We start from the raw sequence: 14463 nt of genomic DNA, 5'->3' as shown, positions 1-14463 counted from the left end.
CAGTCCGATCAGGGTACAAAGCTGAAGCTGCCGGGACCTTCGGCTCTCCCTGCGCGAACGAACCGGTGACGACGATGGAGCAATGATCACCGATGCAGCGATTTTGGTATCCGGGCTGAGCAAGTCTTTCGGGCGTACCAAGGCGCTGGATGAACTCGACCTGACGGTTCGCGCTGGAGAGGTCCACGGCTTCCTCGGGCCGAACGGTTCGGGAAAGACGACGACCATCAGGATCCTGCTCGGCTTGCTGCGCGCCGACGCCGGGCGGATTCGTCTGCTCGGCGGAGACCCGTGGAAGGATGCCGTGGCTCTGCACGCTCGGCTGGCATATGTGCCCGGCGAGGTGACGTTGTGGCCGGGCATCACCGGCGGCGAGATCATCGACCTGATGGGCAGATTGCGCGGTGGCCTCGACCGGCATCGCCGAGCGGAGCTGCTCGAACGATTCGATCTGGACCCGACGAAGAAGGCCCGCGCCTACTCCAAGGGCAACCGGCAGAAGGTGGCGCTGGTTGCCGCACTGGCATCCGATGCCGAGCTATTGCTTCTCGATGAGCCCACCGTCGGTCTCGACCCACTGATGGAGGCGGAATTCCAAAGCTGTGTCCGCGAACTCATCGCGCGCGGCCGCACCATCCTGTTGTCGAGTCACATCCTGGCCGAGGTGGAGGCCCTGTGTGATCGAGTCACCATCATTCGCAGCGGTCACACCGTGGAAAGCGGTGCACTCGACGACCTGCGCCATCTCACCCGAACAACGGTGACGGTCAAAACCGATCGCCCGGCGGTGGAGCTGGAGACGACAGCCGGTGTGCACAACCTGGTGATGGATGGTCGTCACGCGCGCTTCGAGGCCGAGGCCGCGCATCTGGACACAGTGCTGCGGGTGCTGGCGGACATCGGCGTGCAGAGCCTCACCAGCACGGCGCCGACGCTCGAGGATATCTTCCTGCGCCACTACGGGGAGGTCGACATGAACGCCGAGGTGACGTCGTGACGGTCAGAACTGAGGCCCCGCCCAGCGGCATCACGGGTGTCGGCGCACTGCTGCGCTTCGCGCTGCGTCGAGAACGGTTCGCTCTCCCGCTGTGGTTGCTGGGACTCGGTGCCTTGATGATGATGCAGTCGGTGGGCAGCCAACGCTTCTACGGGTCTCCCGAGGAGCTGGCTCAACTGCGGGCCACCATCGGCGCCAGCGCCGCGGCCCTGGCGACGGGCGGTCCGGCGCGGCTGCTCGAGACAATCGGCGGCGAGGTGCTGTTCGAGATCTTCGCCTACCTCGCGATCGTCGCGGCACTGATGAACATGTTCCTGATCGGTCGGCATACCCGGTCCGACGAGGAAACCGGACGAGCGGAGCTGGTTCGATCCGCGCGCGTCGGCCGTCGTGCCCCGATGGCTGCCGCCCTCATGCTGGCTGCCGCCGCCAACTGCGCGGCAGCGCTGGCGGTCTTCACGGCGGCGGCGGGCAGCGGCCTACCGGTCGGTGGCTCCGCCTTGGCAGGTATCGCGATCGGTGGGATCGGATTCACCTTTGCCGCGGCGACGGCTGTGGCAGCGCAAGTATTCGAGAATCCCCGTAGCGTCTACGGATCGGTCACGGTCACGATTGCCGGGGCATACGTGTTGCGCGCCATCGGCGATGCCGGTGACAGCGCGGTGGCCTGGGCATCGCCCATAGGGTGGGGGCAGCGCTCGTACCCATATGTCGACAACCGGTGGTGGCCGCTGATTCTGCTCGCGGCCGCATCCGCGGTCTTGGTGGGCACCGCATCGTTTCTGTTGGAACATAGGGATTTCGGTGCGGGACTGCTCCCGTACGGTGCCGGCCGACCGACCGCGTCGGCGTGGCTCGGCTCGCCGCTCGGCCTGGCCTGGCGACTACAGCGCGGTGTGCTCGCTGCCTGGTGCGGCGGAGTCTTCGCCTTGGGAGTGGCGTACGGGTCATTCGCCGACAGCATCGAACAGTTCCTGGCAGACAATCCGGCCATCGCGTCCTACCTGCCCGGCGGTGTCGAGGACGCCGTCGACTCCTTCCTCGCACTGACGATTTCGATCATCTCGTTGCTCGCGGCCGCCTACGGAATCGCGGCCATCCTTCGAGCTCGGAGCGAAGAAGCCGCGGGCCGCGCCGACGTCCTGCTGGCCGCCCCGATCGGTCGAGTCCGCTGGTTGGGCAGCCATCTGATCGTCGTGCTGTTCGGAACCGCCCTGGTGACGGTGGCCGGCGGATTCGGCGCAGGCGTGTCGTACGGAGTCACGATCGCTGAGCCAGCGCAACCGAGCAGACTCGCCGCGACCGCACTGGTATATGTGCCTGCGGTGTGGGTGATCATTGCGCTCGCGGTGTTCGGCTTCGGATGGATTCCGCGAGCCGCGGCAGTGTTGGCCTGGGCGGTGTTCGCCTACTGCGTCGTGACGCTGCTTTTCATCGATGCCTTCGATCTACCCCAGTGGGTCGGAGATGGCTCGCCGCTGTGGTATACACCACGAGCTCCTCTCGAAGATCCCGCAGTGGGCCCACTAGCCGGACTGCTTGTTGCGGCGATCGCGCTTGTTACTGCGGGGTTTATCGGCTTCAGCCGTCGTGACGTCGGCTGAGAGTCGGTGGCGTCTCCGGCCTGGGACCTGCAACCTATTGCAGTGGTTGACGGCCGGATACGGGTGGGGTTGACCCGGGCGAGCTGATGGCCGGGCGCCGGCTCGGATCATCTGGGCAGATATGATTCACGAAACCGAGAAGGGGGATGTTCGCAGTGCTATCCGACGTAGAGCGGTCGAGGTGGGCAGAGTTTGCCGAGCTGCTGGGAGGGCCGGACATGCCCGACGACTTCGGGGAGCCGGTGCGGCTTGCCGCCGATGACCCCTTTGACGCCCTGCTGGAGCAAATGGCACGGTATCTCGCCTATGCCTACGTCGATTGGAAAGATCGACCAGGGGAGATCCTCCAGCGGTTGGCGGCGGACGCGTGCGTGGATTATCCGTACTCCGGGTGCTACGGCGGTTTCCCTAGCTGGTCGGATGCCCTGATCCAGAAAACAGCCGAGCTGGGATCCGGAGATGCAGCGGTGGCCTTCCTGCGGGAGTTCGGCGAACGGTGCATCAGCGAGACTGGCGTTGCACTGGTCTCGCTCGACTTCGACGCGGACGGATGGGCACTCGTATTCGTACCCGGCGAGCGTCTCGACCCGATCCGCGCCGCAGCCAAGGCCGTCGGACAGTCGATCACTGTGGTACGCAACGACGGCCGATTCTGAGGATCGCCACGGCGAGCACCACCTTCGGGGGTGCTCGCCGATGTTGGACCGTTTACGGCTTCTTCGTGGACAGATACGTCGAGACGATCACCATCGCCGCGAAGATCACGGCAATGAGGACAGCAGCTACTGACCAGCTCATGGCGAGCTCCTTTCGTAAGTGCGGGCATGGGCTACGTCGAGTGCGCGATCGGTGGGGAATGCTGGCTGCGTGTTCCGGCTCCGAGTAGCGCCACCGTCACTCCCATCAGCCCGAAAGCTATTTGGAGCCAGTGAATTCGACCGATGACGATCGGCTGGACACACACCCAGGCGACGAGCAGAAGACCGCTGGCCATCGCGAGGAAGGAGGCTTTGGCCGGTCGCGAAACTGCGACCGCGCATGTCCAGGCCATCGGTATGCCGACAATGACCAGCAGCAGCGCGCCGGCCAGGCCAGGGCTTTCGAACGGCAGGCGTGCAGTGATGTCGCTTCCGAGATCCGCGCCGCCGCCGGCGAGACCGACGAATCCTGCGATGGCCCAGAAGGCGACGAACCCCGATGCTGCCACCAGAGACCACCGTGCGAATTCAGAAGCTGGAGGATCCTTGTGACGAGTCATGAGTCAACGATCGCTCTATACGGGCGGCGTCCACAGTGCCGGAAGTCGTCATCGCGAGGGTCGAAGGTGGTCGAGGCGCGTCTGAAGCGGCACCTCCCAGATTTGGCCGGGTCCTAGGTCGCGTTCGGTGTCTTCGACATGGGCGCGTATGGGCGCCGCGGCACTCGGATGGAGTCGAAGGGTGACGTGGGTGTGGGTGACGGTAATCGTGATGGGTTGCTCCCGGTAGGACACGGTGAACTCGGCTTCGGTGAGTTCGGTAGGGAGCACCGGGTGTAACCGCAGCATGTCGTGACGGGTCTCGATGCCGCCGTAGCAGCGCAGGATCATGTCCGCGGTTCCTGCCATCGCGCCGATGTGGACGCCCTCGCGAGTGGTGCCGCGCTGTGTGTCGGCGAGGTCGGCTTCCAGCGCCTGTGTGAACAACGACCAGGACTTGGCGCGGTCGGTACGTGCGAGCACCCATGCGTGTGCCAGGCGGCTCAAGGTCGATCCATGGCTGGTGCGGTTGACGTAGTAATCGACGGTCCGTGGGATGAGGTCGGGTGGCAACGCGTAGCCGAGGTGCTCGAACATCTCCCGGAGCTCTTCGGCGGAGAACAGATAGAACAGCATCAGCACGTCGGCCTGTTTGGAGACCTTGTAGCGGTTGGTGGTATCGCCTTCCGCTTGCAAGATGAGGTCGAGCCGCTCGATGTGCCCGTATCGGGATCTGTAGGCTTCCCAGTCGAATTCATCGAGATTCTCGTAGCCGTCGAACTGGCTGATGATGCCGTCGCGGTGGAAGGGCACGCGAAGCCGGCGGCTGATACGGTCCCACAGCCGGGGTTCGTCAGGGCGCAGCCGGAGCCGGTCCCACAGTGGTCCGCAATCGTGTCCTTCGAGGAGGGTGACTATCTCGCGCGCGCGGCGCAATGCCCATGAGGCGAGCACGTTGGTGTAGGTGTTGTTGCGAATGCCTTCGCGCGGACGGTCGGGGTACCCGTCGTGGTATTCGTCGGGTCCCATGATGCCGCTGATGTCGAAGCGGTCGTCGGTGGGATCGTGCGCCGCGAGGGAGGCGAACAGTCGTGCGACCTCGATGACGATCTCGGCTCCGCAGTCGATCAGGAATCGCTGATCGGCGGTGGTCTGGTAGTACTGCCACACGCTGTAGGCGATGGCAAGGCCGACATGATACTGACGGAACGAGTTGTCGGGAATCCACTGGCCATTGCGGACATTGAGCAAAGCTCGCGGAGTTTCGTCACGGCCGTCGCTGCCGCTCTGCCAGGGAAACAGTGCGCCGGCCAGGCCCGCGGCGCGCGCGTTGGCGCGAGCACGGTCGAGCCTACGGTACCGATACAGCAGGAAGGACCTCGTGAGTTCGGGGCGGCGCAGGGTCAGCATGGGGTACACGAACAGTTCGTCCCAGAAGATGTGCCCCCGGTAGGCCTCACCGTGCAGACCACGGGCGGGCAGCCCGGCGTCGATATCGGGGTTCGCAGTGACTGTTGCCTGCAGGACGTGGAAGACATGCAGGTTGAGTGCCAGCCGATGGCGGGAGCCGTCGACGAGGCGAATCCCGAACCGATCCCATAGTTGGTCCCACATGCTCACATGCGCAGCCAGCAACACCGGAAGACTCGCCGCTTGCTCGATGCGCGAAGCCGCGTCGGATGCCGCGGTCGAAATGCCCGGATCTCTGGATGTCGATGCCGCGGCGACTTTCTCGATGACGACCGGGATTCCGGGTCGAAGGTCGATGGTGAACTCGTGGGCGGGGCAGCGAGAGTCCGGGCGATAGCGACGCTCGACATGTTCGGCGTCCGCGACATGGGTGCGGGTCGCGGTGGCGATCGTGACCTCGGATTGTCTGGTAATGGCCTCAAACAACAGAGTTTCGGCATCGAGCTCGCTATGCCGGAACGAACCGAGATGGTCGGCGTTGAGCGCGCGGTCGGCGGCGACGTTACGGTTGGCGACCCGGCAGTTGATCGCCGAGGTTATTGTGACGGTACCGGACCAATTCTCCGCCTCGACCGTGAGTTGAACAGCCGCCAGATGCGGGTCGGTGACCGAGTGAAACCGCCGGCTGACGATGCGAGTGAACCGCCCCTCGCGGTCTCGATAGCGGTCGATGCAGGTCAATACCCCGGCTCGGATATCCAGGTTCTGATGATGGCTGACCATGCCCGGTGCTCCGGCCGTCAGCTCGGTCCCGTCGGCTCGGCGGACGACGAGGTGGGCCCAGTCCGGTCCGTTGACGAGATGCTCGGTTTCGAGGCTGTGACCACCGACTTCGGATATCTGCCTGTTGTAGACGCCGGCGAAATAGGTCCCCGGGTAGTGGGTGCCGTCCGCTGTCGTGCCGGGAAAGGAACCGCGCGAGGCCCAGTAGCCGTTGCCCGTGGTACAGAGTGCTTCGCGGGTGCCTTGCTGTGCCGGGTCGAAGTCGTCGTAGATGAGATTCCATCCGCCCGGACTCGCGCTGGTCGCGCCCGCACCCCACCGCAGGCGTCGACCAGGCGGGAAATCGGTGCGGGGAATCAGGTCGAGGTCGGCGAGGTCGGTGACGACGATGTCGGCTCCCGCCGAGCCCAGCTGTGCTCCAGCTCCGGTGTGGTCGACTCCAACGACGAAGCCGAATCCGCCGTGGGCGGCGGCTTGAATTCCCGCGGTCGCATCTTCGAGAACCACGACCTCGCTCGGGTCGAATCCGAGTCGTCGCGCGGCCTCGAGGAACATGGCCGGTTCGGGCTTGCCCGGCAGAGCCAGCCGTCGAGCGTCGGTGCCGTCGACTCGGACAGTGAACAGATCAGTGATGCCGGCGGTGTCGAGGACGGCCGTACTGTTCCGGCTTGCAGTCACCAGGGCAGTTGGTACACCGGCGGCGTGCAGGCCCTGAAGCAGGCGCCTGGCGTCGGGGAAGACCCGGACCCCGGATTCGGCGAGTTCATCGGCGAAAAGGTTCTGTTTGAGCGAGGCCAGGCCCGCGACGGTCAGCCGGCTCGGGTCGTCATCCGGACTGCCTTCCGGTAGGTCGATGCCGCGCGATACGAGGAAGGACCGAACTCCGTCCTCCCGGCTTCGGCCGTCGACGTAGTCACGGTAGTCCCGGATCGGATCGAAAGGCGCTGCGTTGCCGTCCAACTGCGGCAAAACCCTGTGGAAAAGGGTCTTCCATGCGGCGGCGTGGACAGTGGCGGTGTCGGTAACTACTCCGTCCATGTCGAAGACCACAGCCGCGTAGCCGTTGGCGGTGCGCGGCGACGAGCCCGATAGCGGTTCCAACCGCTTAACCGACCCTGTCGTTGGTTGCGGACCCGATGTGGGCCGGTGCGCATCCTGCACGCCTCGATCTTGCTCGCCATGCCGAGGGAAGAAAAGTGCCTTTAGTCGCCGAAGAACAACCGAACGGCCGGCGTGTGCGAGGAAAAACCGCCCCATGACTCTGCGATACGTGGATCCGGATACAGAGACCGGCCGCGCCTATCGGCTCGTCGAACGGTTCGGTCGCTCACAGGGCGGAGAAGCCTACGTAAGACTGCCGAAATCGGACGACGTATCCAGGTCTTCCGGCTGAAGCCACGCTGACCACAACCGGAAGCCGGTGGGGGATCGGGGGCGACCGTTCCAGGTGTCTGAGGGCCTCGGTGTCGTTACGCTGGGATTACCCGTCGCCAGGCTCACGGACGATGATGAGTGGGCATTCGGCCGTGTGCAGCACAGCCTGGCTGACCGACCCGAGGGTCATTCCGGCGAACCCACCGCGGCCATGGCTGCCGACGACGATCAGCTGTGCGGATTCGGCGGCATGCAGTATCGCCCGGACCGGGCGGTCTTCCACCACAACGCGTTTCACCGCTACCTCGGGGTATATCTCGCGGTACCCCGCGATGCTCTCCGACAGAAGCGCTTCGGCCTCGGTCTGCATGGCGGGCCGGGACTCGTACCGGGCGAATTCGGTCCACGCGTGCACCGCGACGAGGCTCGTGCCTCGGGCAGACGCTTCCGCGAACGCGATCGCGACCGCGCGGGCACCGTGCCGGGAGCCGTCTACGCCGACCACCACCGGGCCCTGCCATCCGTGCGCCTCGTGCTCGGGAATGATCGCGACGGCTCCGGCGGCATACCGGGCCAGCGCCGTGCTCACCGAGCCGAGCAGCGTGCGCCGGAACGCCCCCAACCCACGGCTGCCGACCACGACGAGCCGCGTCCTGCGGCTTCGGTCACGCAGCACGGGAATGGGGTTCGCGCCGACTACCGCGGTGGTCACGTCGATCGAAGCGGCCGGCGCCGCGGCTTCGGTGGCTGCTTCGGCCGCCTCGGCGAGCACGTTCGCACCGTGCTCGCGGAGCCCCTCGTAATCCAATGGCGGCCCGGACAGGCCGGGAACGAAGTCGGCCGGCACGCCGATCGCGTAGACCAGCTCCAGCGGCGCATGGTGGTGTGCGGCGTATTCGGCCGCCCACCGGACCGCGACCAGCGACTGCTCGGAGCCGTCCACGCCGACGACGACCGGTTGATTCGTGGGTACGGACATAAGCGGACCCTTCCTTGTTCACTGCGGCGCCCTTTCGGCCCGATAGCTGAAGGCTAGGCAGTACATGAAGTCAGGGGCGCTGGTCCTTGGTCACCGCTGTCGAGGACCAAAGACGCGGCGCATCACATGTTCGGGCCACGCCGGCCGCAGGCCACCGCGACAGCCGTCCGAAGTCACCGCAGGAGGGGTCCTCATGCCCTTATCCACGGTGTGGCTGCGGTGCCACCGTGGTGGCAACCATCTCGAACGAAGGACGGACATCATGGACCGCGGATTGCCTGACGACAACACCGTTAAGGCGGTACTCGCGCTCGCCGGCCGGGCGCCGTCGGTGCACAATATCCAGCCGTGGCGCTGGCGTATCGCCGATCGCAGTGTCCACCTCTACTTCGACGAAACGCGGGCGCTTCCGACGACCGACCCCGATCAGCGCGACCTGGTTCTCAGTTGCGGTGCTGCTTTGCACCACCTGTCGGTCGCGTCCGCGGCGATGGGCTGGGCAACGGTCGTTCACCGGCTGCCGAACCCGGATGATCCGAACCACCTCGCTGCCGTCACCCTGGTCGCCCATCGCGCCACCAGCCTCGAAATTGAGATGAGCGCAGCGATTCACCAGCGGCGGACCGATCGCCGCCACTACACCTCGTGGCCGATTCCGCCCGGTTACCGCGGTTTGCTGACCGAACGGGCATCGGCGTCGGGGGCAGTTCTGCGGCCGGTGCGCGACGCCGACAAAGATGTGTTGGTTGCCGCCGCCCGGACAGCGGCGCGCGTGCACGCCGCTGACCCCGAATATCGTTTCGAACTAGCCGTATGGTCGGGCAGGCATGGCAGCTTGGACGGGGTGCCGGCCCGCAATACACCATCGGTGCGTGCCGGCGATGAGCTGCCCGCTCGCGCGTTCGCAGCCCCTGAACTGGCCGATCCTGCCAAAGAACGCGATTACGCGGAGTTGCTGATGCTGGGTACCTCGGCCGACGACCGTGTGTCCCGGTTGCGTGCCGGTGAGGCGTTGAGTGCGGTTCTCCTGACCGCCACGAACGTCGGGTTGGCCTCGTGTGCGCTCACCGAACCGCTCGAGATCCCGGCCCAGCGTGAGAGGATCCGGTCGGACATGCTGAACGGGACCTGCTATCCGCACGCGTTCATCCGAGTCGGCTGGGCGCCGACCAGCAATGAGCCGATTCCCGCCACACCGCGTCGACCGGTGGAGGACCTGTTGTACCCAGCCGATGTCGATTGAACCGCCGACGAACACAGCAGGACGGTCCGAGGAATCCCCGGCCAGCCGGCAATCGAGTGAGTCGATGACGTCACCTCCGCTGCTGACTTCGGCGGCAGCGCTCGCGCGGCGGGACGTACCCGTCTCACGCCCGGATCAGACTGTCGCGCAAGTGCTGACCGGCTTGCACGGCAAGCGCTTCACCAGCGTATCGGTGATCGCGGTCTGTGTCGGCACCCGCCTCGCCGGCTTGACCACGATCGAAGGGCTGTTGGCCGCCCGCCCCGATGCTCGAGTGGCCGAGGTGATGGATCCGGACCCACCTGTTGTGGCCGGCCACGAAGATCAGGAGCGTGCGGTCTGGAAGGCGCTGCACCACAATGAGGCCGGGCTGGGCGTGGTCGATGCCGAGGGCCGCTGGCTCGGCGTCATCCCGCCACAGCGGCTGCTCTCGGTGTTGCTGCAAGAACACGATGAGGATGTCGCGCGCCTGTCGGGCTACCTGGCCTCGACCGCGGGTGCACGCTCCGCGACTACCGAGCGCGTGGGCCGGCGGCTCTGGCACCGCGTGCCATGGCTGCTTTTCGGCCTCATGGGCGCGATGCTGGCAGCCGGGGCCGTTGATGCCTTCCACGCTCAGCTCCAGCGCGAGGTCCTGGTCGCCTTTTTCATCCCGGGCGTGGTCTACCTTGCCGATGCTGTCGGTACCCAAACCGAGGCCCTGGTCATCCGTGGATTGTCCGTCGGAGTCGGCATGCGCAGCATCGTGTGGCGCGAGGCAGTCACCGGCTTGATCATCGGCGCACTGATCGCTGCGGTCGCTTATCCCACAACACTGCTTTTCTGGGGCGCGCCGCCGGTATCCCTTGCGGTCGCCTTCTCATTGTTCGCGGCGTGCTCGGTAGCCGCCGCGGTGGCGATGGTGTTGCCTTGGCTGTTCTCGAAACTCGGCGTCGATCCGGCGTTCGGGTCCGGTCCGGTGGCCACGGTCGTCCAGGATCTACTGTCGATTCTGGTGTACCTGTCGGTCAGCACCGTCATCGTGAGTTGACGGCGTCGCGACGATGACTGGTCACCGCGGATGGACGACCATGACCGGGCAATGAGCACTCTGTACCAGGGCATTGCTTGTCGAGCCGAGTAGCAATCCGGCGAACCCTCCACGGCCGCGACTGCCGGTCACCACGAGCTGTGCCGACTTCGACCATTCGACCAAGTGATGACAGGGCCCCGACATGTAGAGCTTGCGCTTCACCGTCACATCCGGGTACTTATCCGCCCATCCGGCCAGCTGCTGGGTCACCAGTTCCTGCGCGGCCGATTCAGCACCTCGATCGGCGATGGCGTCGGGGAGTCCGGCGAACCAGCCGAATCGCAGGTCGCTCCAGCAGTGGACGACGAGGAGTTCGCAGTGGCGTTCGCCGGCCTCGAAGAAGGCCGCAGCTACCGCGGCACGACTGAACTCGCTGCCGTCGACCCCGACTACCACCGGTCCCGAGCGACGAGTTCGCTGTTCGGTGCCCGTGTCTCGGACGACCACAACCGCACCGTGCGCGTGTGCCGAGACCGATAGCACGGTCGAACCGAGAAGACCGCCGCCGCTGACACCCCACGCACCGATAGCGGTCATGTGCGCGGTGGCAGACTGCTCGATGAGCACTCGTGCCGGTGTGCCGTCCACGGATTCGGTGTCGACGCGCAGTCCTGCGTCGACGGACTGGGCGAGTCTTTTCGCGGCGGCCAGACAATCGACGCCGTGCTCGCGCATGGCTTCGCGAACCGGCGGAACGAGAAGTTCATAGGGCTCGAGCACACTCGCTGCGGCTGCCAGGTCGACGGCGTGTACGATGCGGAGTCGACGATCTCTCGCCGCGGCGGTCTCCGCCGCCCAGCGCACCGCAAGGTCACTGGCTTCGCAACCATCGACGCCGACCACGATCGGCCACCGCTCATCATCGATATCCAGCGCGGACATGCCTGCGTCCCTTTCCTTGTCGCCGTACGCTCATCAGGCACGTTATGCCAGGTGAGCGCCGGATCGCGCCGGTCGGAAGTCCTCGCGGAGCGGGTACAAAGCCTCCTCGCGCCCGGTGGTGCCGGTAGACCCTTCGCTCCGGTGACTTCCTTCCCTGTCGTTCGGCCCGCTGCGCGCGCGAAGCTCGAAGGAGGTCAAGGGTTCGCCGTTCCGAGGGAGGTCTCGCCATGGCCGACGACGCAGAGGTCCACTCGATGGGCTGTGCTCCGGCGTGGTGGTGTGGGCGGCCATGGAACCCCAGCCCCTTGGTGCGCACGTCGGAACGGATGCTGTTCCTCCTGCGCGCGGTGGTGTTCGGCGCCATCGTGCTGGCAGTGCCGCTGGCGCTGACGGTCGGCACCGAGGTGTACACCGATGATGTGGTCCGTGTCCGAGCCGAGCATGCCAGTGCCGTATCCGTCGAAGCCACCGTGCTCACCGAGCCGGAATGGACCGAGGCACACGACTTCGAGGCCCAGGTGCGCTGGGATAGTGGCGGTGCGGCCCGGACGGGCACCGTCCCCGTTCCGCGCACTACTGACATCGGTGACCGCGTCTCCGTCTGGCTCGACGATCAGGGCGCACCGACCAGAGCTCCGCGTAGCCCGGCTACGGCTGTCTTCGCCGGCGTCGGTGTAGCGGCGTTCATCATGGCCGCGGCCTGCCTTTTCGGATTGGGACTCATCCGCGTCGCGTCGGTTGCGGCGGACCGCCGAAACGCCCAGCAATGGGACCGCGAATGGGCGCATTTCGATAAGCCCGTCACCGGTGACATGTCGTAGTCGGCTGACCCGGCCGACCGACAGGATGGAAGAAAGGGATGCACATGTCTGAAGCAAACCCGCGCCTGTCCGGTGATCGGCTGGTGCTTGCTGCGGTCGACGGATCGGCTAGCTCTTATCAAGCTGGCGCATGGGCAGCGGCCGAAGCGCTGCTGCATCAGGCGCGTCTGCACCTGATCACCTCGACAGGGCTGGCGTTGTCGTCGGCGTTGCGGGAGGGGACCGACCTCTCCGACAGCGAGCAGGAATACATGCGTACCGACGGTGAGCGAATCGTGACCGAAGCGGCGAGGGTCGCCCGTCAAGCTGTCGGGGACCAGGCGTTGTCGGTGACCACCGAGGTGACTTCCGACTTCATCGTCCCGACTCTTCTGGACCGCTCGAAGAGAGCGCAGATACTGGCCGTTGGCAGCCGGGGGCTGGGCGCGTTCCATCGTGGCCTGCTGGGCTCGGTCAGCACGGCCGTGACCAGGCACGCCCATTGCCCGGTGGCGGTCACCCACGATTTCGCCGCCCTCGATCCGGTTTCGGCCGGCAAGCCGATCCTCGTCGGCGTTGATGGCACCGAAAACAGCGTCCCCGCAATCGAGTACGCATTCGATGCGGCGGCTCGCCGCAACGTCGGTGTGGTCGCCCTGCACGCCTGGAGCGACATCAGCTCCCTGGAACTTCCTGTGCAAGATTGGGATTCGGTTCGGGAGGCGGAACGAGCCGTCCTGGCGGAGCGGCTCGCTGGTTTCGCGGAGAAATACCCCGATGTCGCTGTACGCCGGCTGATTGTGCCGAACCGGCCCACCCACGCGCTGCATGATCAATCCGATTACGCGCAGATGGTGGTGGTCGGAAGCCATGGTCGCGGCGGATTCGCCAGCATGTTGCTTGGCTCGACCAGCAATGCCCTACTGCACACCGTGACGTGCCCAGTCGTCGTGGTTCGCTCCCGCTGAAACGGAGGCCCGCGAATGTGAGGCCATTTTTTAGGCCGTGTTTCATTGGCTTCGGCTGGACAACCGCAGGCTAATCGCCGCGACGCGCGCTGTGGAGGGTCAGTGCAGGCCGATCAAGCAGAACATCGTGCGGCCAAAGTCCACCGCAGTGGCCGTCCACCAATCTTCCAAGCCGTGCAACACTGGGCGCCGTACGCCATCGAATGCACCATCTGCAATCTCACCGGGCGGCTGCCACTCGATTCGAAGACTCGCGGTGCCTCACTGGCGACGGGCACCAGCGGCGTGCAGGTGCGCAGCGACGGCCGAATCCATGCTCAACATCTACTCGATCTCGCCCGCGGCATCGGCGTGAACTTGCAGAGCGGTGAGGAGCGTTCCCTAGGTGTCGTCATGTTGCCAGCGCAATAGCCCGTACATGGTTCGCCACCCCGGTACACCGGTGGAACATCGCGCCACGGACATGCCAGCGCCGATCCGCCACTTCGATGCTGGCGATCAGCTGGTGTTCGACCACCTAGTCGGATGTCCATGTTTCGTACCCGCAGGCAAGAGTGGCTTCAACTCCAAGCATTGGGCATCGGTCAGATCGGCACGGCCCGCCGCCGCTACGCTGTTCACGAGGTCTCCGGTGTTCACTTGAATATTGGTCGACCAACCAACTGCCGAGATCTCGCCACATCACCAACTTTCCACGCCCCGCAACAGGTTCTGTTTGCCGCGAAACCAGCTGCGGAAACACACCCTAGGATGGCGCTGGCGGTTCGCCTCTGAGTTCGGTGCCGTGCTCGTCGACTACAAACGCCGTAAGGTTCGGTGCTGCAGCTCGGATGCGGGCTAGCGCCAAATCCGCATTGCGAAGCCGCACTTCAGCCTCTGCTTCATCCGCCTGTGCCTGCGTCCTTTTCGCTTTCGCTGTAGGGCCGATGGCAGCCCAGTCAGCAAGATGACCGGGTCCAGCCCGGAGCGCCTTCGCAACGGTCCAGAGTGAACCCCACGCCACGGCGAGTTTGGTGCCCGTCGTAGCACCTTCTACCGCTAGGTCGACCCACACCGACCCTATGCGCACATCTCGTACTACGAGCGGCAGCGGCTCACGGCTGAATGTGTACCG

General features: G+C 65.5%; 12 protein-coding genes. 8 read left to right on the top strand and 4 right to left on the bottom strand.

The window, feature by feature from the left end; translation table 11 throughout:
• Positions 1 to 82 precede the first annotated feature (82 nt).
• The 3 genes from NOCYR_RS14550 to NOCYR_RS14540 all read left to right on the top strand — a co-directional run bounded on the left by NOCYR_RS14550 (position 83) and on the right by NOCYR_RS14540 (position 3257).
• Positions 83 to 997 (top strand): ABC transporter ATP-binding protein, encoded by a 915-nt coding sequence (locus tag NOCYR_RS14550; RefSeq protein WP_014351140.1) that lies wholly within the window; start codon positions 83 to 85, stop codon positions 995 to 997.
• Complete coding sequence (locus NOCYR_RS14545) at positions 994 to 2601, top strand: ABC transporter permease (RefSeq protein WP_014351139.1); 1608 nt, start codon at positions 994 to 996, stop codon at positions 2599 to 2601. The genes NOCYR_RS14550 and NOCYR_RS14545 overlap by 4 nt, the downstream gene beginning before the upstream one ends.
• 146 nt (positions 2602 to 2747) lie before the next feature.
• The gene (locus NOCYR_RS14540; RefSeq protein WP_048833382.1) at positions 2748 to 3257 is read left to right on the top strand and encodes a DUF6630 family protein; all 510 of its coding nucleotides are present in this window, start codon (positions 2748 to 2750) and stop codon (positions 3255 to 3257) included.
• Positions 3258 to 3430: 173 nt separating this feature from the next.
• Here the strand turns inward: NOCYR_RS14540 and NOCYR_RS14535 are convergent, their stop codons facing one another.
• The 3 genes from NOCYR_RS14535 to NOCYR_RS14525 form a co-directional block, all read right to left on the bottom strand.
• Positions 3431 to 3859: a hypothetical protein gene (locus tag NOCYR_RS14535; RefSeq protein ID WP_148280644.1), complete on the bottom strand. Its 429-nt coding sequence runs from the start codon at positions 3857 to 3859 to the stop codon at positions 3431 to 3433.
• A gap of 48 nt (positions 3860 to 3907) precedes the next feature.
• Positions 3908 to 7288 carry a beta-phosphoglucomutase family hydrolase gene (locus tag NOCYR_RS14530; RefSeq protein ID WP_081505407.1) on the bottom strand — a complete coding sequence of 1127 codons (3381 nt, stop codon included), beginning with the start codon at positions 7286 to 7288 and terminating at the stop codon, positions 3908 to 3910.
• A 223-nt stretch (positions 7289 to 7511) separates the two neighbouring features.
• Positions 7512 to 8384 carry a universal stress protein gene (locus NOCYR_RS14525; RefSeq protein WP_014351136.1) on the bottom strand — a complete coding sequence of 291 codons (873 nt, stop codon included), beginning with the start codon at positions 8382 to 8384 and terminating at the stop codon, positions 7512 to 7514.
• Between the two features lie 262 nt (positions 8385 to 8646).
• Here NOCYR_RS14525 and NOCYR_RS14520 point away from each other — a divergent pair, with 262 nt between their 5' ends.
• Together NOCYR_RS14520 and NOCYR_RS14515 are read left to right on the top strand one after the other, a co-directional pair.
• The gene (locus NOCYR_RS14520; RefSeq protein ID WP_014351135.1) at positions 8647 to 9627 is read left to right on the top strand and encodes an Acg family FMN-binding oxidoreductase; all 981 of its coding nucleotides are present in this window, start codon (positions 8647 to 8649) and stop codon (positions 9625 to 9627) included.
• A gap of 151 nt (positions 9628 to 9778) precedes the next feature.
• Positions 9779 to 10657: a magnesium transporter gene (locus NOCYR_RS14515; protein WP_014351134.1), complete on the top strand. Its 879-nt coding sequence runs from the start codon at positions 9779 to 9781 to the stop codon at positions 10655 to 10657.
• A 21-nt stretch (positions 10658 to 10678) separates the two neighbouring features.
• Here the strand turns inward: NOCYR_RS14515 and NOCYR_RS14510 are convergent, their stop codons facing one another.
• Complete coding sequence (locus tag NOCYR_RS14510; protein ID WP_014351133.1) at positions 10679 to 11581, bottom strand: universal stress protein; 903 nt, start codon at positions 11579 to 11581, stop codon at positions 10679 to 10681.
• A gap of 227 nt (positions 11582 to 11808) precedes the next feature.
• Between NOCYR_RS14510 and NOCYR_RS14505 the strand changes: the two genes are divergently transcribed.
• The 3 genes from NOCYR_RS14505 (at position 11809) to NOCYR_RS14495 (ending at position 13760) form a co-directional block, all read left to right on the top strand.
• Positions 11809 to 12402, top strand: a complete 594-nt coding sequence (locus tag NOCYR_RS14505) for a hypothetical protein (RefSeq protein WP_148280643.1) — start codon at positions 11809 to 11811, stop codon at positions 12400 to 12402.
• A 44-nt stretch (positions 12403 to 12446) separates the two neighbouring features.
• The gene (locus NOCYR_RS14500; protein WP_048834171.1) at positions 12447 to 13349 is read left to right on the top strand and encodes a universal stress protein; all 903 of its coding nucleotides are present in this window, start codon (positions 12447 to 12449) and stop codon (positions 13347 to 13349) included.
• Between the two features lie 102 nt (positions 13350 to 13451).
• A complete protein-coding gene (locus NOCYR_RS14495; RefSeq protein ID WP_146089026.1) occupies positions 13452 to 13760 on the top strand; it encodes a hypothetical protein in 309 nt (102 codons plus the stop codon).
• The last annotated feature ends 703 nt before the right edge of the window (positions 13761 to 14463 follow it).

The sequence above is a fragment of the Nocardia cyriacigeorgica GUH-2 genome, assembly GCF_000284035.1.
In the GTDB taxonomy this organism is placed as follows: Bacteria; Actinomycetota; Actinomycetes; order Mycobacteriales; family Mycobacteriaceae; genus Nocardia; species Nocardia cyriacigeorgica_B.
The sequence above is the reverse complement of the archived record's forward strand: the minus strand, read 5'-3'. Positions and strand labels throughout refer to the sequence as shown.